This window comes from Agromyces sp. NPDC057679 (assembly GCF_042799635.1).
Lineage (GTDB): Bacteria > Actinomycetota > Actinomycetes > Actinomycetales > Microbacteriaceae > Agromyces.
Map to the genome: position 1 here is coordinate 657,470 of NZ_JBHVIK010000002.1, position 24,615 is coordinate 682,084.

General features: G+C 73.0%; 19 protein-coding genes. 6 read left to right on the plus strand and 13 right to left on the minus strand.

What is annotated here, in order from left to right; all coding sequences use genetic code 11:
* Window positions 1–18: 18 nt before the first annotated feature.
* From ACFVAJ_RS09980 to ACFVAJ_RS09995, 4 genes are all read right to left on the minus strand, one after another.
* Entirely contained in the window at window positions 19–441 is a 423-nt protein-coding gene (locus ACFVAJ_RS09980; RefSeq protein ID WP_376943638.1) for a PIN domain-containing protein, read from the minus strand.
* A 25-nt stretch (window positions 442–466) separates the two neighbouring features.
* Window positions 467–787, minus strand: a complete 321-nt coding sequence (locus tag ACFVAJ_RS09985; protein WP_376943640.1) for a hypothetical protein — start codon at window positions 785–787, stop codon at window positions 467–469.
* A 119-nt stretch (window positions 788–906) separates the two neighbouring features.
* Window positions 907–3,816, minus strand: a complete 2,910-nt coding sequence (locus ACFVAJ_RS09990; RefSeq protein WP_376943642.1) for an AAA family ATPase — start codon at window positions 3,814–3,816, stop codon at window positions 907–909.
* A 105-nt stretch (window positions 3,817–3,921) separates the two neighbouring features.
* Complete coding sequence (locus ACFVAJ_RS09995) at window positions 3,922–4,194, minus strand: glutaredoxin family protein (RefSeq protein ID WP_376943644.1); 273 nt, start codon at window positions 4,192–4,194, stop codon at window positions 3,922–3,924.
* Between the two features lie 127 nt (window positions 4,195–4,321).
* On the opposite strand from ACFVAJ_RS09995, the gene ACFVAJ_RS10000 reads away from it, so the two are divergent.
* The gene (locus ACFVAJ_RS10000; RefSeq protein WP_376943646.1) at window positions 4,322–4,780 is read left to right on the plus strand and encodes a PPOX class F420-dependent oxidoreductase; all 459 of its coding nucleotides are present in this window, start codon (window positions 4,322–4,324) and stop codon (window positions 4,778–4,780) included.
* Between the two features lie 39 nt (window positions 4,781–4,819).
* On the opposite strand, the gene ACFVAJ_RS10005 is transcribed toward ACFVAJ_RS10000, so the two are convergent.
* Window positions 4,820–8,488 carry a TM0106 family RecB-like putative nuclease gene (locus ACFVAJ_RS10005; RefSeq protein ID WP_376943648.1) on the minus strand — a complete coding sequence of 1,223 codons (3,669 nt, stop codon included), beginning with the start codon at window positions 8,486–8,488 and terminating at the stop codon, window positions 4,820–4,822.
* A gap of 132 nt (window positions 8,489–8,620) precedes the next feature.
* Between ACFVAJ_RS10005 and ACFVAJ_RS10010 the strand changes: the two genes are divergently transcribed.
* Complete coding sequence (locus ACFVAJ_RS10010) at window positions 8,621–9,010, plus strand: MmcQ/YjbR family DNA-binding protein (RefSeq protein ID WP_376943650.1); 390 nt, start codon at window positions 8,621–8,623, stop codon at window positions 9,008–9,010.
* 25 nt (window positions 9,011–9,035) lie between these two features.
* Here the strand turns inward: ACFVAJ_RS10010 and ACFVAJ_RS10015 are convergent, their stop codons facing one another.
* Window positions 9,036–9,674 carry a TetR/AcrR family transcriptional regulator gene (locus ACFVAJ_RS10015; RefSeq protein ID WP_376943652.1) on the minus strand — a complete coding sequence of 213 codons (639 nt, stop codon included), beginning with the start codon at window positions 9,672–9,674 and terminating at the stop codon, window positions 9,036–9,038.
* Window positions 9,675–9,779: 105 nt separating this feature from the next.
* Here ACFVAJ_RS10015 and ACFVAJ_RS10020 point away from each other — a divergent pair, with 105 nt between their 5' ends.
* Genes ACFVAJ_RS10020 through ACFVAJ_RS10030 form a run of 3 tightly spaced genes read left to right on the plus strand, consistent with a single transcriptional unit; the run spans window position 9,780 to window position 14,049 of the window.
* On the plus strand, window positions 9,780–11,288 hold the full coding sequence (locus ACFVAJ_RS10020; protein ID WP_376943654.1) for a purine-cytosine permease family protein: 1,509 nt from the start codon (window positions 9,780–9,782) through the stop codon (window positions 11,286–11,288).
* Complete coding sequence (locus ACFVAJ_RS10025) at window positions 11,285–12,319, plus strand: agmatine/peptidylarginine deiminase (protein WP_376943656.1); 1,035 nt, start codon at window positions 11,285–11,287, stop codon at window positions 12,317–12,319. The genes ACFVAJ_RS10020 and ACFVAJ_RS10025 overlap by 4 nt, the downstream gene beginning before the upstream one ends.
* The gene (locus ACFVAJ_RS10030; RefSeq protein ID WP_376943658.1) at window positions 12,316–14,049 is read left to right on the plus strand and encodes an amidase; all 1,734 of its coding nucleotides are present in this window, start codon (window positions 12,316–12,318) and stop codon (window positions 14,047–14,049) included. The genes ACFVAJ_RS10025 and ACFVAJ_RS10030 overlap by 4 nt, the downstream gene beginning before the upstream one ends.
* Before the next feature lie 323 nt (window positions 14,050–14,372).
* Here ACFVAJ_RS10030 and ACFVAJ_RS10035 read toward each other — a convergent pair whose 3' ends face one another.
* From ACFVAJ_RS10035 to ACFVAJ_RS10045, 3 genes are read right to left on the minus strand one after another with little or no spacing between them, the layout of a single operon-like run.
* Entirely contained in the window at window positions 14,373–16,037 is a 1,665-nt protein-coding gene (locus ACFVAJ_RS10035) for a molybdopterin-dependent oxidoreductase (RefSeq protein ID WP_376943660.1), read from the minus strand.
* Between the two features lie 30 nt (window positions 16,038–16,067).
* Window positions 16,068–16,757: an alpha/beta family hydrolase gene (locus ACFVAJ_RS10040; protein WP_376944635.1), complete on the minus strand. Its 690-nt coding sequence runs from the start codon at window positions 16,755–16,757 to the stop codon at window positions 16,068–16,070.
* 8 nt (window positions 16,758–16,765) lie between these two features.
* A complete protein-coding gene (locus ACFVAJ_RS10045; RefSeq protein WP_376943662.1) occupies window positions 16,766–17,842 on the minus strand; it encodes a hypothetical protein in 1,077 nt (358 codons plus the stop codon).
* Window positions 17,843–17,932: 90 nt separating this feature from the next.
* On the opposite strand from ACFVAJ_RS10045, the gene ACFVAJ_RS10050 reads away from it, so the two are divergent.
* Window positions 17,933–18,151 carry a hypothetical protein gene (locus tag ACFVAJ_RS10050; protein WP_376943664.1) on the plus strand — a complete coding sequence of 73 codons (219 nt, stop codon included), beginning with the start codon at window positions 17,933–17,935 and terminating at the stop codon, window positions 18,149–18,151.
* An 83-nt stretch (window positions 18,152–18,234) separates the two neighbouring features.
* Here ACFVAJ_RS10050 and ACFVAJ_RS10055 read toward each other — a convergent pair whose 3' ends face one another.
* The 4 genes from ACFVAJ_RS10055 to ACFVAJ_RS10070 all read right to left on the minus strand — a co-directional run bounded on the left by ACFVAJ_RS10055 (window position 18,235) and on the right by ACFVAJ_RS10070 (window position 24,553).
* A complete protein-coding gene (locus ACFVAJ_RS10055) occupies window positions 18,235–21,123 on the minus strand; it encodes an aminotransferase class III-fold pyridoxal phosphate-dependent enzyme (RefSeq protein WP_376943666.1) in 2,889 nt (962 codons plus the stop codon).
* Between the two features lie 69 nt (window positions 21,124–21,192).
* Window positions 21,193–21,477, minus strand: a complete 285-nt coding sequence (locus tag ACFVAJ_RS10060) for a response regulator transcription factor (protein ID WP_376943668.1) — start codon at window positions 21,475–21,477, stop codon at window positions 21,193–21,195.
* Between the two features lie 150 nt (window positions 21,478–21,627).
* Window positions 21,628–22,665: an aromatic acid exporter family protein gene (locus ACFVAJ_RS10065; protein ID WP_376943670.1), complete on the minus strand. Its 1,038-nt coding sequence runs from the start codon at window positions 22,663–22,665 to the stop codon at window positions 21,628–21,630.
* A gap of 19 nt (window positions 22,666–22,684) precedes the next feature.
* Window positions 22,685–24,553: a BCCT family transporter gene (locus ACFVAJ_RS10070; RefSeq protein WP_376943672.1), complete on the minus strand. Its 1,869-nt coding sequence runs from the start codon at window positions 24,551–24,553 to the stop codon at window positions 22,685–22,687.
* Window positions 24,554–24,615: the final 62 nt, after the last annotated feature.

Genomic DNA, 24,615 nt, shown 5'->3' on the forward strand with positions numbered 1-24,615 from the left:
CCGCACGCGGAGATGCGCCTAGACGAACTCGACCTCGGCGCCGAGCGCCGTGGAGGTGAGGAGCGTACGACGATCGCACGTGACGAGCGGCAGGCCGGCGTCGATCGCCGCGAGCGCGACGAGGCCGTCGATCACCGCGCCGCCCGTGATGCCGGCTGCGGCGAAGCGGGCGACGGCCGCCGCCGCCGACATCGCCTCGAGCCGGCGGCTCGCCGGGAAGTCGTCGGCGATGCGCCGCGCGGCCGCGGCGGCCGAGAGGCGATCCTGCGCGGGCAACCGCGTCAGCGTCGAGTAGGTCTCGATCGCCGCGTGGCCGGCGAGTCCGAGCTGCGACCGGCCGACTCGCGCCGCGATCGCGGCGTGCGCGGCGTGGGACGGCAGGATGAGCGCCACCGCCGCACTCGAGTCGAGCAGGAGTTCGGCTCCGACCTGGTTCGGCACGGCGCGCCTCGCCCGACTCGTCGCCTCAGTCCGCGATGCCGCGATGCTCGGCCCACGACGCGCCGCCCGAGCCGGTGAGGGTCTCGGCGTACTCGGCCAGGCGCGCGCCCTGCATCTCCGCGGCGTTCGTGCCCGCCGCGGCGGACCCGGCGGCCTGGGCCGCCGCCTGCGCGGCGAGGCGCTCGCCCTGCAGATCGGCCGAGCCGCGAGCTGCCGCGGACTGCTTCGTGGTGCGCTCCTGGTGGAGCTCGGCCTCGCTCGAGGCGGGGGTTCCGGCGCAACCGGCGAGGGCGACGAGGAGCATCGCACTTGCGGCGACGGCTGCGGCTCTGGTGACGGACGACATGATGGTGCTCCCTTCGGGGCGATGCCGACGGCATCCGAATGCTGCGTACGGCGCTCACGCTAGGCAGCGGCCGGTGGCGCGACATCCGAGGCGACCCCTCAGATGTGCGTGCGAACCCCTCAGATCTCGCGCGCCTCGGACGACTCGCGCGCCTCGGACGACTCGCGCGCCTCGGACGACTCGCGCGCCTCGGACGACTCGCGCGCCATGCGGGCGAGGTCGACCCGGTTGGTCGCACCGGTCTTGCGCAGCAGGTTCGAGACGTGCGAGCTCACGGTCTTCTCGCTGATCGTCAGCAGCTCGGCGATCTCGGCGTAGGTCCGTCCGTCGACGAGGTAGGGGAGCAGCTCGCGCTCCCGGCCGGTGAGCGCGGCACCGGCCAGGCGATCGGGAGCGGCAGCGCGCGCCTGGCCGTCGCCGTGCAGCCGGATCCGCGCCCACCTGGCGAGGGTCTCGAGCTCCTCGGCGAGCCCGTCGGCCTCGGTCCGCGCGGCGACCGCGGCGCCGCGCCGGAGGAGGGCGATCGCGACCCGTCGCCGTGGGCCGCCGTCGATGAGCCCCTGCTCAGCCCCGCGACGGCAGGCGTAGCCCTCCTCCCAGGCCAGCTCGCCGGCAGCGGCCAGGTCGGCCGCCTCGACCCAGCGGTCGAAGGCCTCAGGCAGTCCGCGCGCCCGCGCGCGCTCGGCGATGTAGAGCGCGTCGAGCGCCTCGAGATCGCTCTCGTACGAGATGCCCATCGTCTGGCGGGGCACCCGCGGATGCGTCGCCTCGAGCGCGTCGAGCTCGGCGAGCGCCGCCCCCGGGTCGGAGCCGTCGTCGCGCGCGATCGCGGCGCGGTCGGCGAGGGCGCGCGCGGCGAGGGGCACGAGCCACTCGGAGCTCCGTCCGCCGGGACCGCGCTCGATCATCGGACGGACCGCGTCGAGCGCCCCGCCGGGATCCCCGGCCACGAGGCTCGCGAGGCCCCCGGCGACCGCGAGCTCGAGCGCCGCGTAGGCAGGCGGCGCCGGGAACCGCTCCCGAGCCCGTTGCAGGTGGGCTGCGGCCTCGTCGACTCGTCCGAGTTGCGCAGCGAACCGGGCGGAGACCGAGCGCATGGCGAGCTCGATGTACTCGGGGGCTCCATCGGCGCGCACGATCCTCAGCGATTCCCGCACCTGGGGGCTGGCGCCGATCGTCACCCACGCGGCCGCTTCGATGCAGGCGAGTGCCGCGATCATGAGCCGCGGCGCCCCGGCGGAGGCGAGTCGCTCGCGCCAGTCGCGGAGGCGCTCTGCGGCCTGCCGATGCCGGGGCATCGAGTACGCCTCCCAGAGGATCGCGCTCGTCACGGGTTCGAACCGCCGCACCGGCAGCGCCACCGCGAAGGTCTCGTCGGCGAGCCGCGAGGCCGCCGCGACATCGCGCCTCGCCGCGGCGAGTTGCGCGGTGACCGCCAGCGCGTACGCTCTCGCCTCGGGGTCGTCGAGACGCGTGGCGAGGTCGAGGGCTTCGGCCGCGTGTTCGATACTGCGCGGATCGTGCGCGATGATCTCGGCGTGCGCAAGCTCGCTGAGCGCGAGCGCGTACTCCCGGCTGTCCGGTGCACCGGAGGTCAGCTCGACCACCTCGTGCAGGGCGGCCGAGGTGCTCAGTTCGCCGCCGAGGCGGAATTCGAGCTGCTGCCGCCGCAGGAGCAGCCCGGCCCGAGCGAGCGGTTCCTCGGCGCCGACCGACTCGAGGAGGGCGAGCACGGCCGCGTGCTCGTCGGCGTCGGCGTCGGCGTCGGCGGCTGCGGCGGCCCACTCGCTGAGCAGCGCCCGACGGTCGCCGACGACGGCCGGTTCGTCGCGCTCCGACTCGACGCAGCGACGCACCAGACGCAACGTCGTCGCGGTCTGCTCGAGCCCGTGCAACGCCTGCACCGCCCGTCGGCTCGATGCGAAGGAGCCGACCGTGTCGCCCGCCGCCGCGAGGTGATCGGCGAGATCCACGAGCCGGTCGGGGGTCGGGCCGTCGACCTCGATGAGGCGCTCGACCCCGCGCGCGAGGGTCGCGTGCTGCCGCCGCAGTTCGTCGTCGGGCACCGAGGCGACGAGGAGCTCGGCGATCAGGGGGTGGTGGAACCACATGCGGCCGCGCTCATCCTGATCGAGCACGTGCGTTGCGAGCGCGGGGTGGAGTTCGTCGACGGCTTCGCGCCAGGCGGGGTCGAGCCCGGCGAGGATGCTCGCCCGGATCGGCTTGCCGTGGATCGCGAGCAGGACGGTGAGCTCGCGAGTGCGGGCGGGCAGTGTCGCCCACGTCTGCAGCAGGGCGGTGCCGAGGTCGCCCGAGGTCGACGGTGCCGTGGCGGGCGGCGCCGCGAGCGCGTCGGGGTCGACGCCGTCGATGAGGAGCCTGGCGTGATACGGGTTGCCGCCGGTTCGGTCGAGCACGTCGCGCACGAGCGCGTCGTGCGGCGGCGCGCCGAGCTGCGCCGCGATCAGGTCGTGCATGCCGAGGCGATCGAGGGGACGCACCTGGAGCGACCGCACGCCGGGGAGTCGCAGGAGGTCGGCCCGCCACCGGTCGACGTCGCGGCCGCTTCCCGAGCGGACGGTCGTGAGGATCGCGAGCGGTCGATCCTCAGCGCCGCCCACGAGGAACATCAGGGCATCGAGCGTGTCGGCGTCGGCCCACTGCAAGTCGTCGACTGTGATGACGACGGGGCCGATCGCGGTGAGCCGCGCGATCGCCGCATCGAGCCGAAGGGGGAGGGGCGGGCGGGTGCCGTCGTGCTGCGGGCCGATGTCCTCCGCCTGCGCGAGCAGGGAGCGGACCGCGAGGTTGGGCATTCGCGTGGTCAGCGGGAGGTTGCGGACCGACAGCACGCGAGCGCGACCCGTCGCCGAGTGCGCGGCCGCCTCCATGAGCGCGGTCTTGCCGATGCCGGCTTCGCCGTGCAGCACGACGATGCGCGTCGAGCCGTCGAACGCCGCCTCGAGCTCGCGTGAGATCGAGGCGACTTCGCGCTCGCGCCCCTGCAGCCGACGTGCCTCGCGTGGCATGCCGCCAGTGTTCCATGCACCCCGCGGGGCGTCGAGCGAACCGCGGAGGACGGGTACCCCCAAGTCGAGGGATGCCTCGGACGGGCCCGTCGGCGTGGAGCCGGGTTACGCGGCGAGCGTCTCGTCGAGCTTCGCGCCCAGTTCGTCGTCGCTGGGCTCGGTGAAGTGGGTGCCGTCGGGGAAGACGACGACCGGGATGTTCGTGCGCCCCGAGATCGACTTGGCGATGTCGGCGGCCTCGACGTTCACCTCGAGGCCGACGTAGTCGTAGTCGATGCCGCGGCCGTCGAGCAGTCGCTTCGAGCGACGGCAGTCGCCGCACCAGGCGGCGCCGTACATGGTGATGCGTTCGGGGGTCGATGCAGAGGAGGAAGTCACACCGATACTGTACGCACTACCGGTCTGGGGTATTCCCGAGTGCGTGTTCGGCGGAGGCCGGAGCGCGGCTTTCCGACATCCTGCGACTCCGCGGAATGCGACGGCGTCGACGCCGGTTCGCCCTGACATGACGAAGAACGCCGGGCCTGTGCCGCTCACCGAGACCGAAGCCTCCGACCTGCTCGCAGCGCAGAGCTTCGGCGTGCTCGCCACGCTGAAGCGCGACGGGCAGCCCCACCTCACCACCATGCTCTACGGCTGGAACGCGGCGGAGCGCATCGCCCGGTTCTCGACGACGAGCACGCGTCTGAAGGCGAGGCACCTGCAGCGCGACCCGCGGGCGACGCTGCACGTCTCGGCCGACGACCACTGGTCGTTCGCCGCGGTCGAGGGGCTCGCGGAGGTCTCTGCGCCGACCGTCGAGCCGGGCGACGCGGTCGGGGTCGAGCTGCTGTCGCTGGTGCCCGAGGCCGCGCGTCCCGCCGACCCGAGTGCGTTCTTCGCCGACGCGGTGGCCGAGGGCCGGGTGGTCATCCGTCTGCGTCCGGAGCGGCTCGGCGGAACCCGTCTCGACTTCGGCGACTGACCCCGCGGGCGGCGTCGACCGGGGTTCGCCCGCAGCTGCTCAGCTCGCCGGGCTCGGCGCGGCGAGGTGCGGCTCGTCGAACTCAGCGACGGCCGACTCGCGCGGGCCGGCGGGACGCGGCGCCGCCGCTCCGACGAGGCGCATGAACGAACTGAGCTGCGCGACGCCCTCCGCACGGTGGGGGAGCCCTTCGAGCAACCCGGGCGAGTAGACGAGGTACGCCGCCCACTTCGCCCGTGAGATCGCGACGTTGAGCCGGTTCTTCAGCAGCAGGAACTCGAGGCCCCGCGGCGCGGAGTCGGCGGAGGACGCCGCGAGCGAGACGATCGAGACGACCGCCTCCTGGCCCTGGAACTTGTCGACCGTGCCGACGGGGACGTCGGTGAACCCGGCCGCGTCGAGCGCGTCCCGGACGGTGGCGAGCTGCGCGTTGTACGGGGTCACGACGATGAGGTCGCGCTGCTCGAGGGGCCGTGGCGCCGCGGCGACCGGCCCGGCCGACGAGTCGGCGGCGTCGGTCCACTCGCGGCCGATGAGCGAACGCACGAGGTGCACGACCGACTCGGCCTCTTCGGGCGAGAAGGTCGAATTGCCCTCGTGCGCAACGGGCACCGGGGTGACGCCGGGCGCGACGCCCTCGAGCGCACGGCGCTCGGCGACGGGGTGCGAGCGCAGTTCACCCTCGTACGAGAGCCGTGAGACCGGGCCGGCGACGGCCGGGTGCATGCGCCGGCTCTCGGCGAGGAAGTAGCCGAACTCGGCCGGCAGCACATCGTGGCCGTCGGCCACCCAGCCGAGCGCCGAGGCGTCGACGGGCTCGGGGTGCAGGGCCTGGCTCACCTGCGGCAGCTGCTGCGGGTCGCCGAGCAGCAGCAGCCGCGTGGCCGACACCGAGACGGCGATCGTCGAGGCCGCTGAGAACTGGCCGGCCTCGTCGATGACGAGCAGGTCGAGCGAGCCGCGGGGCACCCGGCGGACGTTGCAGAAGTCCCAGGCCGTGCCGCCGACGACGTAGCCGCCCGGGCGGTCGCCGGCGAAGGCGGCGATGTCGTCCTTCCGAGCGAGGGCGGTGAAACCGTGGCGGCCCGCATCGCCCGCGTCCTTCAGGTGCTTCGCGACGAGACCGCGGTCGAGCCCGGCGTCGACGACCGCATCGAGCACGTTCTCGACGACCGAGTGCGACTGGGCGACGACGCCGATGCGCCAGCCGTGGTCGCGCACGAGCGCGGTGATCACGTGCGCGGCGAGGTAGGTCTTGCCGGTGCCGGGAGGGCCCTGCACCGCGAGGTAGGAACGATCGAGTCGTCGCACCGACTCGACGACCGCCGGGATGTAGTCGTGGTCGGCGCCGAGGGGCACGAGCCCACCGACCGCCCTCGGCGGCCTGCGGCGCAGCACGTCCATCGCGGGACCCGCCGGCAGCTCGGGGACGCGCGCGGGAACCGGCGCCGCCCACTCGGCGATCGCGTCGCGCAGGGCGTCGGCACGGGGCGGTGCGCCCGGCGCGATCGCGACGGGGAGCTCGGTCCAGGTGATGCCGGGCTGGCCCCGCTCCTCGACGCGGACGCCCTCGTCGGTGACCTCGACGACGGTCGCGTTCGACCACGCCCGCTGTCCCGGTCGGGTCGACTGCGAGGGGAACGGCGCCGGCCAGTCGTAGAGCAGGAACACGTCGCCGCCGACGCTGAACCTCGAGCCGGGGGCGACGCGGCCGTCGAGCTGCAGTTCGCGCCGTGCGCTCTGCCAGCGGGGCTCCTCGTACCACCGGCCCACCGCTCGCGAGCGTGCGGGATCGACGACGAGCACGTCGCGATGCTCCTCCCAGGTCTCGAGCGGCTGGTCGCAGCGGAGGTAGTGCGACCACCAGAAGCTCTTCGCCTCTCGGGCGTGGTAGTCGATCGCCGCGGAGGCGAGGGCGAGCGCCTCGGTGTCGGCGTCGCGCGGCGAGGCGCCGACCGTGTGCCCAGGGGTCGCGGCCGCTTGCTCGTCGCGCTCCCGCACGATCGCCCTGAGCTGCAGCGCGAGCGGCGAGGCCTCGTAGACCTTGCCCTCGGCGCGGTCGGCGAGCATCGACGCGGCCACCGGCCGGATGCCTTCGCGTGCGCCGACGGCGAGCAGCCAGTCACGCAGCCGCAGGGTCGAGACGCAGTCGTAGCGGTTGTAGTCGGCGAGGTCTGCGAGGATGCGGGCGGCCTCCTCGGCGGCCGCCTCGTCGCCTGTCGCGGCCGCGGTCGAACGCAGCTCGCTCGCGCGCACGTACTCGGTGATCGAGTCGGCGCCCGACTTCACGTCGGCCTCGCGCAGCTCGGACCCCATGTAGAGCGGTTCGAGCTTCTTGATGGAGTACGAACGGCTGCCGACCCGCACCGCGCGCTTCACGATCGGGTAGAGGTCGACGAGCACGCCGTCGGCGAGCAGTTGGTCGACCTCGGCCTCGCCGACGCCGTGGCGCGCGGCGATGGCCGTGAGGTGGGTGCGTTCGTAGCTCGCGTAGTGGAAGATGTGCAGCCCGGGGTGCACCTGCCGACGCAGTTTCACGAGTTCGAGGAACTGCAGCAGGGCCTCGCGCTCCTCCGCGAAGGAGTGCGCCCAGAACGCGGTGAAGGTCTCGTCGGTGTCGACCATGCCCCACAGGTAGTCGAGGTTCCAGCTGGTGCCCTCGCCCTCGGTGTAGAGCGGATCGCCCTCGAAGTCGAAGAACAGGTCGCCCGGGCTCGGCTCGGGGATCGCCGCGATGGCGCGGGCATCGCGCACACCGACGGGCGGCGGCAGCGGCGGGTCGCCCTCGCGCCAGGCACCCGAGGCGACGGCGGCGCTCGCCTCGGCCTCGGCCTGCAGCTGCAGCCGCGCCTGGGCGCGCAGGTTGTCGAGCGTCGCCTCCATCACGTGGGGCACCGGCCCGGTCGAGGCCGCGAGCTCGTCGATCGTCGTGATGCCGCCCGCGGCCAGCGGTTCGCGCTGGGTGACCCGCATGCCCCCGACCATGAGCACGTCTCGATGCGCCTGCACCTCGAGCTCGCACGTCGGGCACCGGCCGTCGTGGCCGTAGCGCGGGTCGCCCCAGGCGACCGGGCCGTGGTCGGCGACGCGATCGGCCACGATGCGCTGCAGGCGGGCGGCGCGCTCGCGGTACACGGGCAGGATGTCGTCGAGCCGGTGCGCGCTCACCGAGCCGTCGCCGAGCAGCAGCTCGACGGTGTCGTCGAGCGGTACCTCGAGGCGGCGAAGCTGCTCGGCGTACGCGGCGAGCTGGAGGAGCGCCGTCACCCGTGCCCGGCGCGCGAGCTTCGCATCCTGCACGCGGTATCGCCCGTCGGGCCGTCGCACGATGAAGTCGGCGAAGCCGATGAACCCCTGCCCCGGCACCGGCTCGTCGCTGAAGGTCGCCTGGAAGACGACGGGCGCCCCCGCGCGGAAGGCGGCGATCGTCGCCTCGACCGCGGCGGCCACCGCTTCGTCGTCGCGCACGTCGGGGCGTTCGATCTCGACGACGCCGTCGCCGAACTCGGCGCGGTAGCGCTCGAGGAGGTGGAGCTCGTGCACGTCGCCGAGCTCGCCGGCACGGCGCAGCATCGGGTCGTCGAGGGGAGCGAACAGCGTGTCGCGCCCGAGCTTCACGTCGAGCTCGCGCAGGAACGCGAACTCGCAGTCGCTCGCCTTCTTGAGGTCGCTCGCGCTCGTCACGACGGAGCCGTTCAGCCGGTACATCGAGCTCCTCTCGCCGGGCGTGCTCCCACGGTATCGGGAGCGTGCGACATCCATCGGCTGGCGGAGCGACCGAGCGGCGGAGCTCGGGGGCGGGGGATGCCGCGGCCGAGCGCGCGGCGTAGCGTGGCGCCCATGGCCGACTGGGATCTGCTGCGCAGCCTCGCGCTCGCGCTGCCCGACACGAGTGAAGCGGTGAGCTGGGGCGCGGCGCACTGGCGGGTGCACGGCAAGGGCTTCGTCTGGGAGCGACCGCTGCGGAAGGCCGACCTCGCCCACCTCGGCATCGCCGAGCAGCCGGGGCCGATCTTGGGCGCCCGCGTCGAGGACGAGCACGAGAAGCTCGCGCTCATCGACGAGGATCCCGAGGTGTTCTTCACGATCCCGCACTTCGACGGGTGGCCGGCGATCCTCGCACGGCTCGACCGCATCGGCGACGAACGGCTGGCCGAGCTCGTCGAGGAGGCCTGGCTCGTGATGGCGCCGCCGAAGCTCGCGCAGGCCAGGCTCGCCGAGCGGGGGTAGGAGGTCTCCCTCGGGCGCGGTGCGCCTAGTCGACCGACGTCGGGGCGTCGAGCGCGCCGCGGGGGAGGCCGAGCATGCCCTCGACGGCGTGCTGGGTGAGCGAGCTGCGGTGGGCGGTGTCGCCCCAGCGCACGAGCGCCTGGGCGTTGAGCCCGTCGACCATGCCGAGGAGCTGCCAGGCGACGCCCGCTGCATCCGTGGTCTCGAAGTCGCCCGAGCGCACGCCGGCCTCGACGACCTCCTGCAGGATCGCCTGCCAGGCGTCCATCTGCTCGCGCACCGCGTGTGCGAGGGTCTCGTTGCGGCGGCCGAGCGCCCAGGCCTCGACCCACACGACGGTGACGTCGTCGCGGGTGCCGTCGAGCACGGTGCGGATGAGTTCGCCGAGCTGCGCGCGCGGCCCGTCGACGGTCGCGAGCATCGCCTCGAACTCGGTGATCTCGGCCGAGACGACGGTCGAGAAGGTGCGGGCGATGAGCGCCTCCATGCTCGGCACGTAGTGGGCGACGAGCGCGGGTGCGACACCGGCTGCGGCGGCCACGGCGCGCAGCGTCACAGCCGACAGGCCCTGCTCGAGGGCGAGGTCGCGGGCGGCGCGGGCGATGTCGTCGGCGCGCTCGGCGGGCGACTTGCGGGCGGCGCGGACACGGGTCGGCGTTGACATGATTCCCCATTGTATGTAGTCTCGCCACATTATTGATCGCATGGTCAATAAATGAGTCCCAGACCCAGCTCTCCTCCCGAGCCCCCACCGAGACGAGCCTCAACGATGAGCAACGACGCCATCCCCGCCCCGATGACCCACCCCGCGGCATCCGATCGTGCGGGTCGTATCGAGACCCGCGGCATCGACGTGGTGCCGGCAGCCGAACGGCACGGCCGCCCCTCCTCGCTCTTCTGGGTGTGGGCGAGCGCGAACGTCAACTACCTCTACTTCGCCTTCGGCGGCATCCTGATCCTCCTCGGCCTCTCGGTGTGGGAGGCCCTCGCGATCACCGTCATCGGCAACCTCTGGTGGATCGCCGTCGGCTGGCTCGCGATCAGCGGCCCTGCCTCGGGCACGCCGAGCGTCACGATCATGCGGGCGATGTTCGGCATCCGCGGCAACCGCATCTTCGGCGGCGGCCTCGGCGTCGCGATCGGACTCTTCTACGAGATCATCAACATCGCCGTCGCGACCTTCGCCTCGCTCGCACTGCTCGACCTGCTCGGCGTCGCGCTGCCGGTCGGCACCGAGTGGGCGGTGCTCGGCGTCGTCGCCGTCGCGAGCTTCATCTTCGGCGTCTACGGCCACGCGACGATCATGAAGCTCGCGCCGTACTTCTCGGCCGCGCTCGCCGTGGCCTTCGTCGTGCTCGCCGTGTTCGTGCTGCAGGCCGCCGACTTCGCCTACACGCCGGTCGAGCTGCCGGTGGGCGAGCACTGGGCGATGGCGCTGCTCGGCTACGCGATCGTGTCGTCGGGCCCGCTGTCGTGGGGCACCGGCGCCGACTACGCCCGCTACCTGCCGAAGACCGCGTCGAAGCCGGGCATCATCTGGTGGACCGCGCTCGGCGGGTTCATCCCCGCCGTGCTCATCGGCTCGCTCGGCGTGATCGCCGGCACCGCGATCGACATGACCGACCCGCAGCTCACGATCGGCGAGATCGTGCCCGCGTGGTTCACCCCGGTCTTCCTCGGCATCGTCATCCTCGGCTCGATCTCGAACAACGTGCTCGTCGCGTACTCGACCGGCCTCTACGCGCAGGGGCTCGGCTTCAAGGTCCACCGCGCCACCACGGTCGTCGTCACCGGCGCGCTCGCGACCGCGGCCGCAGCATGGCTCGTGTTCCTCTCGCCCGGCTTCCTCGAGACGATGGAGTACGCGCTCGAGCTCAGCGTCACGGTGCTCGGCCCGCTCGTCGCGATCTACGCGGTCGACATCATCGTGCGTCGCAACCAGTACGACGGCATCGCGCTGAACGACGAGCGCCCCGGCAGCCCGTTCTGGTACTCGGGCGGCTTCTTCTGGCCGGGCGTCATCGCCCAGCTCCTCGGCACCGTGGTCGCCGTCCTGATGGCGAATACCACGCTGTACACCGGCCCCATCGCGACCGCACTCGGCGGCGCCGACCTCTCGGCGCTGCTCGCCCCCGTCATCGGCGGCGGCGTGTACGCGCTGCTCTGGACCACGACGACCCCGTTCAAACACCCGCTGCTGCGCCCCGGAGCAGCACGTGATATCCAGTACTCGGATGCCCGGGCATCCGCACCCATCGAAATGGAGACCCTCGCATGAGCTGGCGCATGCCCTCTGAGACCGCACCCCACGAGCGCACCTGGATGGCGTTCCCGGTGGCCGACAACGTCGCCGACTCGTCCCCCGAGGAGACGGCGCTGACCTTCGCCGCGTGGGCGGCCGTGGCGAACGCGGTGGTCGAGTTCGAGCCGGTGACGATCCTCGTCGACGCGAGCGCGCTCGAGGCCGCCCGCGAACTCCTCGACCCGCGGGTCGAGGTCGTCGAGTGCCCCGTCGACGAGTTCTGGATGCGCGACCACGGCCCCACCTTCGTCGTCGACGACGAGCGCCCCGGCGTGCTCGGCGCCGTCGACTGGACCTTCAACGGCTGGGGCGACCGCGGGTGGGCGACCTTCGAGAAGTCGGCCGAGCACGCCCGCTTCGTCGCCGAGCGAGTGGGCGCCGAGCTCGTCTCGAGCGCGCTCGTGAACGAGGGCGGCGGCATCCACGTCGACGGCGAGGGCACGGTGCTGCTCACCGAGACCGTCCAGCTCGACCCGCGCCGCAACCCGTACGCCGACAAGCGCCGCGTCGAGGCCGAGATGGCGCGCACGATCGGCGCGACCAAGGCGATCTGGCTGCCTCGCGGACTCACCCGCGATTACGACGACTTCGGCACGAACGGGCACGTCGACATCGTCGCGACGCTGACCTCGCCCGGCACGGTGCTCGTGCACTCGCAGCGCAACCCCGAGCACCCCGACTTCGAGGTCAGCCGCGAGATCATCGCGCTGCTCTCGTCGGCGACGGATGCCGCGGGGCGCACCCTCGAGGTCGTCGAGATCCCCGCGCCGTCGACGATCCGCGACGAGGAGGGCTTCGTCGACTACAGCTACGTGAACCACCTGGTCGTGAACGGCGGCATCATCGCCTGCGGCTTCGGCGACGACGAGGCGGATGCCACGGCGCGCGAGATCCTCGAGGCGGTCTACCCGGGCCGGCGTGCCGTGACGGTCGACGCCCGCCAGATCTTCGCCGGCGGCGGCGGCATCCACTGCATCACCCAGCAGCAGCCGGCGGTCGCCCGATGAGCGTCGGGTCGTTCGACGTCGTCGAGGCGTCGATCGCCGAGCTGCGCGGCGCGCTCGAGCGCGGCGAGACCACCTCGGTGGAGCTGCTCGACGCGTACCTCGCCCGCATCGCGGCGTACGACGCGCCCGGCACGGCGACGGCGCTCAACGCGCTCGTCGTCATGAACCCCGAGGCGCGCGCCGATGCGGAGGCCTCCGATGCCCGCCGCGCCCGCGGCGAGGTGCTCGGGCCGCTCGACGGGATCCCGTACACCGCGAAGGACAGCTACCTCGCTCGCGGGCTGACCGCGGCGTCGGGTTCGCCCGCGTTCAAGGACCTCGTCGCGCAGCGCGACGCGTTCACGATCGAGCGCCTGCGCGCGGCGGGCGCGGTGCTCATCGGGCTGACGAACATGCCGCCGATGGCGAACGGCGGCATGCAGCGGGGCGTCTACGGCCGCGCAGAGAGCCCGTACAACGCCGAGTTCCTGACCGCGGCGTTCGGCTCGGGATCGTCGAACGGCTCGGGCACCGCCACGGCGGCGTCGTTCGCGGCGTTCGGGCTCGGCGAGGAGACCTGGTCGAGCGGGCGGGCGCCGGCGTCGAACAACGCGCTGTGCGCGTACACGCCGTCGCGCGGGGTCATCTCGACCCGCGGCAACTGGCCGCTCGTGCCCACGATGGACGTCGTCGTGCCGCACACGCGCAGCATGGCCGACCTGCTCGAGGTGCTCGACGTCATCGTCGCCGACGACGTCGAGACGCGCGGCGACTTCTGGCGCGCGCAGCCGTGGGTGGCGCTGCCGGCGGCGTCGGAGGTGCGGCCCGCGTCGTACCCGGCGCTGAAGGCGGTGGATGCCTCGGCCGCGCGCGGCGCGCTCGCGGGCAAGCGGTTCGGCGTTCCCGCGATGTACGTCAACGCCGACCCGCTCGCCGGCACCGGCGAGCACGTCGGCATCGGCGGCCCGACGGGGCGGCGCATCGAGACCCGCGCCTCGGTCATCGCCCTGTGGGGGGCGGCGCGTCGCGACCTCGAGGCGGCCGGCGCCGAGGTGGTCGAGGTCGACTTCCCCGTGGTGTCGAACTACGAGGGCGACCGGCCGGGCGCCCCGACGATCGAGACCCGGGGCCTCGTCTCGCCCGAGTACCTGCACCGCGAGATCATCGACCTCTCCGCGTGGGCGTGGGACGACTTCCTCGCGGCGAACGGCGACCCGAACCTCTCGACGCTCGCCGGCGTCGACGGGGCGTCGATCTTCCCGCACCCCGAGGGCGCCCTGCCCGACCGCTACACGGGCTTCGACGACGACATCGTGACGTATCCCGCGCAGGTGCGCGAGCACCCGTACGCCTCCATCGCAGAGATCCCCGAGCTCGAGGCGGGGCTGCGCGGGCTCGAGGAGACCCGCCGCGTCGACCTCGAAGAGTGGATGGACGGGCTCGGCCTCGACGCGGTCGTGTTCCCGGCCGCGGCCGACGTCGGCCCCGCCGACATGGACGTGAACGAGGCTTCGGCCGACCTCGGCTGGCGCAACGGCGTGTGGGTGTCGAACGGCAACCTGGTGCCGCGCCACCTCGGCATCCCGACGGTGACGGTGCCGATGGGCACGATGGCCGACATCGGCATGCCCGTCGGGCTCACCTTCGCGGGGCGTGCGTATGACGACACCGCGCTGCTGACGCTCGCCGCCGCCTTCGAGGCGACCGGCGCCCGCCGCACCGAGCCGCCGCGCACGCCGCGTCTGTCGTAGCCGTCGGACGCTCCTCGAAACCGGGTAAGGGGTGCCGTGGGTTGAGGAGCGCCCGACGGAGTCGGACGCGTCTCGAAACCGGGTAGGTCGATCTCGAGACCTGATTTGCCCCGGTTTCGAGACGCGTTGTCGCTTCGCGCCGGGCCTCCTCAACCACCGGGGGCACACCTCAATCACTGGGGTGGAGCAACCCGCCTTCGCGTCGGCGTCGCCTCGCCGAGAGCCCCGGCAGCTCGCCGAGGCGACCCTCGATGAGCGCCCGACGCTTCGCCCGACTCCAACCCTGCACGCGCCGGCGCTCCTCAACCACCGGGGCGGAGTGCTCAGGCGACGTCGAACGTGATCTCGTGGAGACCGGTGGCGCCGTCGGGCACGACGCCCTGCTCCTTCGACGTCTGCACCTCGCCGTCGGCCCCGGTCGCGCGCACGCGGGCGGTGTGGGTGCCCGGCGTGGCATCCGGCCATTCGTAGTGCCACTGCACCCACGTGTCGTCCGAGATCGCCGTCGCGAGCGTCGCCGGGCGCCAATCGGCGTCGTCGAGCTGCACCTCGACCGCGTCGATGCCGACGTGCTGGTGCCAGGCGACGCCGGCGAGCACGGCCGTGCCGGCCTCCACAGGCTGCCCGCCGCGCGGCACGTCGATGCGCGACGACAGCTTGATCGGGCCGCGGGCGCTCCAGCCGCGGTCGGTCCAGTAGGCGTTGACGGCGTCGAAGCGGGTCACCTCGAGCTCGACCACCCACTTCGTCGCCGAGACGTAGCCGTAGAGGCCCGGCACGACCATGCGCACCGGGAACCCGTGCTCGATCGGCAGCGGCTCGCCGTTCATGCCGACCGCGAGGATCGCGGCCCGGTCGTCCTGCAGCACCTCGAGCGGCGTCGACGCGGTGAACCCGTCGGCGCTGCGCGAGAGCACCATGTCGGCGTCGGCGAGCGGGCGGGCGCGCGCGAGCAGTTCGCGAATCGGATGCCCCAGCCACACCGCGTTGCCGATGAGGCTGCCGCCCACCTCGTTCGAGACGCACGCGAGCGTCGTGATGCTCTCGTCGAGGGGGAGGGCGAGCAGCTCGTCCCAGGTGAGCTCGAGCTCGCGCTCGACCATGCCGTGGATGCGCAGGCGCCACTCGGACGGGTCGACGAGCGGCACCGCGAGCGCCGTGTCGATCCGGTAGAAGTCGGCGTTCGGGGTGATGACCGGGGCGAGTCCGTCGATGCCGAGCTCCGCCCCCGCGGGCACCGACGCCGTCGTCGCCGCCGCCGGAAGCCTGATCGCGTCGCGTACGGCGGTCAGCGCCCGTCCGCCCGCGCGCAGCGCCGACCCCGCGACCGCCGCGAGCACGCCGATCGCCGCAGCTCCGCCCGCCCACACGAGGAACCCGCGCCGCGTCGCACCGCTCGCGCGCTCGGCCGCGGTGTCAGCCCGAGCCAGAGCCCGAGCCCCGGCTCCGGCTCCGGCCTCGGCCCCGGCGCCTGAGTCGTCTCGCTCGGCCGCATCGCCGTCCGCCGGGGGACGAGCACCGGCCGGCGCGTCCGCACCCCGTCCACGCCACCGCACGATCAGCAGCCGCAGCGCCGCGACGGCCGCGACCCCGGCGACGAGCGACGGCGCCATGGCGAGCATCGCCGCATTCGCCCGGGTCACCGCCGCCAGTGCGCCGGCCACCCCGAACAGTCCGAGCACGACCTGACCCCACGGCGGTCGCCGCGATTCGAGCACTCCGGCGGCGGCCGAGGCGATGAGCAGCACGACGCCGATGCCGATGAGCAGCACCGGCTTGTCGCCGGTGCCGAAGAGCGCGATCGCCGTGTCCTTCGCCCACGGCGGTGCGAGGTCGATGAGCGCGGCGCCGATCACGACGAACGGGCTCGACTCGGGCGCGATGATCGCGGCGGTCAACTCGCCGAGCCCCGCTCCGAAGACGGCCGCGCCGACGCCGGCGGCGGCCGGGAGCATCCACTGGCCGTTTCGGGAGCGTGCCTCGCTCATGGGTTCAGCGTACGCGCGGGGTGGGCGAGATCAGTGCGAGCGCACGAACTCCGCCGTCGGTGCCGCGAGCCCCGCCCCGATCTCGGCCGCGGGGCGCTTCGCGCCCTTCACCTCGAACGAGTGGTTGCCGCCCTCGATCCAGTCGACGACGGCGTTCGGGCCGACCCGGGCGGCCACCTCGTCGAGCTGCTCGTTCGGAATCGCGAACGGGTCGTTGCGCCCCTGCAGGAACAGCATCGGCACGGTGATGCCGGGCAGGTGCTCGTCGCGCGGCTTCTCGGGCTTGCCCGGCGCGTGCAGCGGGTACCCGAGGAAGACGAGGCCCGCGACCTCCATGCCCTCGGCGACCGCCATCGACGCCATGCGCCCGCCGAACGACTTGCCCGCCGCCCAGATCGGCGCGTCGGCGAGACCGGCTTCCGCCGCCCGCGCTGCCGTGACCGCGATGACCGCGCGCCACGCGGCGATCGCGGCCGGCGGCCGGTCGGGGAACTTCCGTCCGGCCTCCCGGTAGGCGAAGTTGAATCGCAGGGTCGCGAACCCGGCATCGTTCAGGGCGCGCGTGTAGCCCGACATGAAGGGATGCTCCATGCCGGCCCCGGCGCCATGCGCGACGACGATCGTGGCGGCGGCCGGCGATGCGCCCGCTGCGCGCCCGGCGATCGCCGAGACGGGCCCGCCGTCGAGTTCGACGGTGAGACGCTCCTCGAGCTCGGTCAGCACGTCGCTCACGATCCGAACGTCTCGAAGATGCCGCCCACGCCCTCGACGACCGAGCCGGCGCCGTCGACGAGGTCGCCGACCGCCGCGGTCAGCTCGACCACGCTCCCGACGGCGTCGATCGCGATCGCGATGTCGGCGGTCACCTCGACGAGGTCGCCGAGCGTGTCGAGGTTCGTGTGCGAGAGCGTCTCGGCCTCGAGCTTCAGCTTCGCGATCCACTCGCGTTCGAGTCCGAACAGCACCGCGTACGGCAGCAGGCGTTCGTTGAGGTGGAACCGCGCGAGCGGTGCGGATGCCTCGCCGGCGTCGGCGTACGGCGGCGGCGCGGCATCCGATCGCAGCTCGGCGCCGTTCGGGGACTGCAGCGCCCGCAGCCGATCGGCCTCGGCGACCTCGAGGTAGCGGCGCAGTCCGGCGAGGTGCTCGCGGATCGGCGTCGCCGCGGGCAGGAACCTCCGCCACCAGGCGGGGGTGATGAAGATCGTCGCGATCGTCGCGGCGAGGGCGATGAGCGTCGCGATGAGGGCGGACAGGTCGCCGCCGATCAGCGCGAAGACGAGGAACAGCCCCTCGACGAGCATGCCGAGGTAGGCGAGCACGGTCAGGGTCGTGCCCGGCCAGGTCACCCGCCGCTCGGCGATGAGCCCGTCGCGGGCGAGCGCGTGCTCGGTGTTCAGGAGCAGCGTCTTCAGTCGCCCGGCCAGCGCCCGCCGGTCGGCGGAGAAGCGCCGCAGCCGGGTGCCGGTGTGCTCGGGGCCGAACAGCGTCTCGAGCAGCGCCGTCTCGTCGACGGTGAGCACGGCGCCGTCGATGAGCTCGACGCCGATCGGCTCGCGGGTGCCCGGCGCCCCGGCGATGAGACGCACCTTGCGCTTCACCGCGAGGTCGATGAGGGCCGCCGACGGCGCGCGGCGGTCGGCGTCGACGAGCAGGGCGTCGCGGAAGACCGTCGACCCGCGCGGGGGCGTGTACTGCACGATCGGGGCGTTCACCCGCTGCGCCGCGACCACGCGCGCGACGAGCCCCAGCACCAGGATGATGCCGGCGGGCACGACGGCGAGGAGGACGGCGGCGGTGAGCACGCGCCCATTCTAGGGATCCCGGGGCGGGCGGTCACGGACTCGCCCGCGCGAAGACGAACGATGTCGGAGGGGCGGCGTACCTTGGCTGCCATGACGAACCAGGTGCAGTCCGAAGCCCCCATCGAGGTGCTCGACGAGCCCTGTCCGCGGTGCGGCTCGGGGTCGGTGCGAGCGATCGTATACGGCCCGCTCGACCTCGCGGTCGAGGCCGAGTCGGTCGATCCCTTCCTCTCCGACGACGCCCCGATCTTCGACTGCCGCGAGTGCGGGTTCGAATGGGGGCTCGCGGTCCGCGACCTGCTCGCCTGAGCCGGTCGCCCACGCCCGTCCCGCCGGTCGAGGAGCGGGCGACGAAGGTGCCCGCCTATCGAGACCACCCGACGGGCGGCGCCTCACCACCCCTCGGTGAGCACCCGGTCGAGCATCTCGACGAAGAAGTCGGCGGAATCGGCCTCGATGCACAGCGGCGGCTTCGTCTTCAGCACGTTCTGGTGATCGCCGGTCGGCTGCATGATCACCCCGAGCTCGAGCAGCCGGTCGCAGATCGCGCGGGTCTCCTCGGTCGCGGGTTCGAGCGTCTCGCGGTCGCGCACGAACTCGACGCCGAGATAGAGGCCCAGCCCGTGCACTGCGCCGATGAGCGGGTGGCGGCTCGCGAGCTCCTCGAGGTTCTGCTTCAACTGCCGCCCGATGTCGGCGGCGTGCGCCTGCACCCCGTCGGCCGCATAGGCGTCGAGCACCGCGAGCCCCGCGACCGACGAGGCGGGGCTGCCGCCCGTCGACGAGAAGAAATACCCCTGGCTGCGGAACCGCGCCGCGATCTCCCTGGTCGTGATGACCGCGCCGAGCGGGTGCCCGTTGCCCATCGCCTTCGCGACGGCGATGACGTCGGGCACCACGCCCTGCTGCTCGAAGCCCCAGAACCAGTCGCCGAGCCGGCCGTACCCGGCCTGCACCTCGTCGGCGATCGCGAGCCCGCCGACCCCGCGCACCGCGGCGTACACCTCGGCGAGGTAGCCGTCGGGCAGCGGGATGCCTCCGGCGTTGCCGTAGAACGTCTCGGCGATGAACGCGGCCGGGGGCCGGCCCGACTCCGCGAGGTCGCGGATCCGCGCGGCGGCCTCGGGCGCGTAGCGCGTGGCATCCGCCCCCCGATACCGGCCGCGGAACGAGTTCGGCGCCTCGACCGCGTGCACCCAGTCGGGGCGGGTCTCGAGCGCATTGGGGTTGTCGGCGGTCGCCGTCGAGACCGCATCGGACGCGTACGTCCACCCGTGGTAGGCCTCGAGCACGCTCACCACGTCACGCCGTCCGGTCGCCGCGAGCGCGACGCGGATCGCGAGGTCGGCGGCCTCCGAACCCGAGTTCACGAGGAACACCGTGTCGAGCGGTTCGGGCACCAGGGCGACGAGGCGCTCGCTGAACTCGACGACGGCCTCGTAGTTGAACCGCGAGTTCGTGTTGAGCCGGCGCAACTGCCGGTCGACCGCGGCGGCGACGCCGAGATGGCCGTGCCCGAGCGGCGTGACGTTGTTCACCATGTCGAGGTAGACGCGGGCGTCGGTGTCGGCGAGGTGCTCGCGCCAGCCGCGCTCGATCTGCGGCGGAGCGTCGTAGTAGTGCTCCTGCACCTCGGCGAAGGCGGCGTCGCGGCGCTCGAGGAGCGACGGCGCCGCGCGGGGCGCGGCTGCGGGCCTGCCGTCGACCACGCCGAGCTCCAACATCGGCGCGGGGTCGAGGGTGACCGCGAGCCATCCGGCCGCGTACTCGGGGCGCACGAGGTGGGGCGCGTCGGCACGGCCGAGGCGCGCCCTGATGCGCGTGCGCGCGGGCACGATCCAGACGCCGTCGGCGTCCTGCGCGGCGCCGTCGATGCCGAGATGCTCGGATGCCTCGAGCCGCTGCGGCTCGGCGTACCAGACGTCGACGCCGAGCGGCACCGTCGCGGGCGAGACGGGGGAGAGCGTGCGGCTCGCCGTGAGGCGGGGCGTGCCGCGCGGAAGCCAGGCCGCGGGGGCGCCGGCGTCGAGCGCCTGCAGCGCCAGCCGCTCCTCGAGCGCCTCGCCGTCGAGCCACTCGCCGCCGTCGACGTCGTCGGCGAACACCGAGACATCGAGGCGCAACGCCTCGCTGCTCGGCGCGCCCGGCGAAGCCGACCGCTGCGCCTCGCGTGACCCGGTCTCCGGCGCCGCGAGCCCGAGCTCGTCGGCGATCAGGGCGGTCATCACCTCGGCCGGCACCGAGCACGCCTGCTCGAAGATGCGCCACTCGCGGTCGAGCCCGGCCTCGGCGTAGGCGTTCGCCCCGCCGTCGAGCTGCACCTGGTGCTCGCCGCTGACGACGAGCACGGCGCCGCGCAGCACGACGAGCGGCCACAGCGCGGCGAGCTCGGCGGGTGCGAGCGGCCGGAGCTCGTGGAAGGCCCGCACGGCGGGCAGCACCGAGACGGGCTCGGCGCCCGCGTGGTGCAGCACCGACGAGATCGTGATGGCGAGCTCGGAGACCGCCCAGCTGCGGGTCACGTCGCCGAAATCGATCATGCCGTCGGGCAGGCGCCGGCCACCCTCGGTGCGGCACACGACGTTGTCGTCGGTGAGGTCGAGGTGCACGGCCTGCTGGGGGAGTTCGTCGGCGAGCGAGGCGACGATCGCCCATGCTGACTCGGCCGCCTCGACGACCCCGTCGCGCCGGGTGGGATCGGGATGGTGCGGCGCGAGCAGCGCGACGACACGGTCGGCGAAGCGGGGATCCCACTGCAGCACCCGGTCGAGCCCCGGGTGCTCGAGCCCCGCGAGCGCGAGGCTCGACTTCGCCGCGAGCTCGCCCAGGCGGGCGACGGCCTGCGGGGCGAGGTGGCCGTCGCCGGTGAGCGTGCCCCCGTCGAGGAAGCTCAGCAGGCGCATCGCGAGCCGCCCTTCGCTCGTCTCGGCGACGATCGATCGAGGGCGGCCGCCCGCGGCGTCGCCCGGCCCGGTCGTCGTCGTGGCGATGCGCAGCTCGGGCCAGGCGGCGGCGATGCGCTCGGCCGCGGCGTCCTGCGCGGCCAGCTCGGTCGCGCTGAACGCCGGATTCGTGATCTTCACGACCCCGATCGGCAGGCCGTCGGCATCCGCGGCGGAGCGCGCGAGGAAGTTCTGATCCTGCTGACTGCCCAGCGGTTCGAGCTCGACCTCGAGACCCCACGCTGCGGCGGCGATCGCGGCGACCTCGGCGGCGGGCAGATTCGGTGCGGGCAGCTCGCCGACGGCGAAGAAATCGAACCCGGGCGCGACGGTGCTCATGCTCGGAAGCGTACGCGAGGTGCCCGGCCGGCGCGGCCCGTGGGCGGCGTCGGCCGGGCGGGGTGCGGCCTAGGCCGCCGACCGGGTCCAGACGACGGCGGCGATGACGCGACGGTTCTCGTCGGCGCACTGCAGGAGTCCGAGCTTCACGAAGATCGATCGGACGTGCGACTCGACGGTGCGCTCAGACACGCACAGGGCCGAGGCGATCGCCGTGTTCGACGCGCCCGTTGCGAGGGCGCGCAGGACGGTCGTCTCGCCGGCGCTGAGTGCGGCGAGGTCTGGGACCCTGGCGTCGATCCAGTCGAACTCGGTCCGCTCGGGTTGGGGTTGGGGTTGGAGAAGCAGCCGCACTTTCGCCTCCTCGTGTGGACGCGGCGTTCCGGGACAAGGCACGACCGTCGGGGCGACGGGGGTACGGGGAGCCGGCCTGTCACGGTGCTCGGGGTCATTCTGCACCCGCTCGGGCGCGGCGGTGAGCCCCAATCCGGGGGGAGCGCCGAGCTACTCGTCGTCGAGCAGCTCGCCGCGGATGCGACGGAGATCCTCCATGAGCGAGCCGACGAGGATCCAGTGGCCCGAGGCGGGCGGGGCGATGACGAGCGGGGCGGTGAGCGCCGGGATCACCGAGGTCATCGGCTCGGGCTCGGGCTCGATGTCGGCCAGGTGCACCGCGAGGCGCACGTCGTGGGCGGCGCGCCGCAGCTGCTCGGCGATGGCCTGCACGGTCGGCTCGGCCGCGAGGGCGTCGTCGTAGTGGTCGAAGAAGGCGCGGGTCATGCCGATGACCTGGGTGACGATCGGGCTCAGCCGTTCGACGAGCGTGCGCATCTCGGCGAGGTCGGTGCGGTGCGCCGAGCGCCTTGGGTTCAGGGTGAGCGACTCCTCGCCGTCCGAGATCGCCGCGTCCGCGGCATCCCGCATCGGTCGCATGAGGCGCGCCTCGAGCATGAGCTGCTGCAGTTGGGCGGGCGATTGCGGCGTCTCGAGGGCGCTCGCGAGCCGGTCGAGGGATGCCGCGAGCTCGCCGCCGAGCAGGGCGAGGTCGCGCCGTGCGGGGGCGACTGCGACGGGCGGCACGATGAGGGTGTTCACGACGATGCCGATCAGCGCGCCGATGAGGGTCTCGAGCACCCGGTCGATGGCGTACTCGGGCGACGAGGCGCCGAGCGCGAGCACGAGCATCGCGCTGATCGCGACCTGGTTCGAGGTGCCGGGCGTCATCTTCAGCGCCCAGGCGACGAGCATCGCCACGACGATCGCGACGAGGATGATGGCGCTGTTCTGCCCGAACGCGAGCGAGATGCCCGTCGCGATGAGCACGCCGAGGATGACGCCGATCGAGCGCTCGATCGCCTTGCCGAACGACTGGTTGACGCTCGGCTGCACGACGAGCAGGGCGGCGATGGCCGCGAACACGGGCAGCTGCCCGGGGATCAGCCAGCCCGCGACGAGCCATGCGGAGATCGTCGCGACCGCCGCCTTCGCGACCTGCAGGATCGGCACCCGCTTCGTCGCCCGGAAGGTCGAGGTGATCCCCATGCGCTCCATTGTGGCCCGGCTACCGGGGGAGCGTGCGCGGGTCGTCCTCGCCGTGCTCGGGGATCTCGGGATCGTCGCCGCTCGAGAGCGGGTCGTGGTCGACGACCGCGTCGACGTCGTCGGTCGGCACGTTGTCGGGCAGCGCGTTCTCGGCCGCCAGCGCGCGCGTCGAGGCGCGCCGCGTCGAGCCCGTGGCATCCTCGTGGAGGCCGAGCCGTCGTCGCAGCCCGCGCACCCACGCGGGCGGCGCGGCGACGAGGCCGCGCTCGAGCGGCTCCTCGACCTCGAGTCCGTAGTACTCGCCGATGTGGTCGACGAACTGCGCCCGCTCGGCCTTCGCGTAGGCGCGGCGCTCGCGCGTGAACGCGATGATCGTCGACCAGCAGATGAGCAGCATGACGACGCTGAACGGCAGCGCGATGATGATCGCCGCGGTCTGCAGCGCCTTCAACCCGCCCGAGAGCAGCAGCGCGATGGCCAGTGCGGCGGTGATCGCGGTGAAGAAGGTGCGGATCCAGCGCTTCGGGTTGAGCTGGCCGCCGGTCGCGATCATGCCCATCACGAGGGCGCCCGAGTCTGCCGAGGTGACGAAGAAGATGCCGATGAGGATGATGACCCCCACGGTGAGCGCCTGGGCGCCGGGGAAGTACTGGACGAGTTCGAACAGCGCGCCCTCGACGTCGACCGAGCCGTCGGGCTGGGTGAGGGCGCCCGGATCGGCCATCTCGATCGCGAGCGCCGAGCCGCCGAGCACCGAGAACCACAGGATCCCGAGCAGGGTCGGCACGAGGATCACACCGGTCACGAACTGGCGCACGGTGCGGCCCTTCGAGACGCGCGCGATGAAGATGCCGACGAAGGGCGCCCAGGAGATCCACCAGCCCCAGTAGAAGGAGGTCCAGCTCGCCTGCCACTCCTCGCCGGCCTCGCCCTGGAACGCGCTCACGTTGAACGACATGCCGATGAAGCCCTGCAGGTAGTTGCCGATCGACTGCACGAACTCGCGAAGCAGGAACTCGGTCGAGCCGAACACGAGCAGGTACAGCACGAGCAGGCCGGCGAGCACGAGGTTCGCGGTGGAGAGCCACTTCATGCCCTTGGTCACGCCCGAGAGCACCGACATCAGCACGAACACCGAGATGATGAGGATCAGCACGACCTCGGTGGTCTCGTTCGGCTCGACGATGCCGGCCGCGTCGAGGCCCGCGCTGATCTGCAGCACGCCGAGGCCGAGCGAGGTCGCGACGCCGAAGAGGGTGCCGACGAGGGCGATGACGTCGATCGCGTGGCCCCAGCCGCCCTCGACGCGCTTGCCGAGGATGGGCTCGAGGGTCCACCGGATCGAGATCGGCCGCCGGCGGCGGTGGATCGCGTAGGCGAGCGCGAGCCCGATGACGACGTAGATCGACCAGGCGTGCACGCCCCAGTGCAGGTAGGTCTGGCTGAGCGCCGCCTGCGCGAGCTGCGGGGGAGTGCCCTCGACCCCGGGGCGCGGCGACACGAAGTGGCTGAGCGGCTCGCTCACGCCGTAGAAGACGAGGCCGATGCCCATGCCTGCGGCGAAGAGCAGCGAGAACCAGGCGAGCAGTGAGAACTCGGGCTCGTCGTCGTCGCGGCCGAGGCGGATGTCGCCGAAGCGGCTGAAGCCGACGAACAGGCTGAACGCCACGAAGAACGCGGCGATGAGCACGTAGTACCAGTTGAAGGCGTTGACGATGCCCGCCTGGATCGCGCCGAACATCGTCTCGGCGGCCTTGGGGGCGATGAGGGCGAAGGCGACGAACGCGGCGATGACGATCGCGGCGGGCCAGAACACCCACCGCTGCACAGGAGGGAGGGTCTTCGGCTCCGCTGGGCTGATCGGACGGTCGTTCGGTTCGCCGCTCATGCGCCCCACGCTATCGAGGATGCCGCAGGTCCGTGCCAAGATCGCGGTGTGGCCGACCGACT